The sequence below is a fragment of the Psychrobacter sp. CAL346-MNA-CIBAN-0220 genome, assembly GCF_040309805.1.
Taxonomy (GTDB): Bacteria; Pseudomonadota; Gammaproteobacteria; order Pseudomonadales; family Moraxellaceae; genus Psychrobacter.
Genome location: NZ_JBEOPF010000310.1, coordinates 1 through 270, shown reverse-complemented (window position 1 = coordinate 270; position 270 = coordinate 1). Strand labels below are relative to the sequence as shown.

The 270-nt window shown below is 34.8% G+C and carries 1 protein-coding gene; it reads left to right on the top strand.

Translation table 11 applies throughout. The features are described from left to right. The coding region (locus tag AAEY88_RS13770) for a hypothetical protein (RefSeq protein ID WP_350563286.1) at positions 1-270 on the top strand (270 nt) is incomplete at both ends.

Genomic DNA, 270 nt, shown 5'->3' with positions numbered 1-270 from the left:
ATGATGTACTTCTTCGATTAAATACTTTCTTTAATCCTATGCTAAAAGAGTTTTGTGGCCTAGTTGCACGCAATATTGATTATTCAAGCTATACAGAAAATGAAAAAAAGCTAGTGTTTAAGGTAGCTGCTACAGCTAAGAGTATAAAGAACTTACTAGAAGTTGTAATAATTAATGAAGATGGGAGCTTAACATCCCAATCAAGTAGTATTGCTAGTTTTGGATCGGATGTTATTTCGGGGCAACATCCTGACTTAGCAAGCCTAGAAC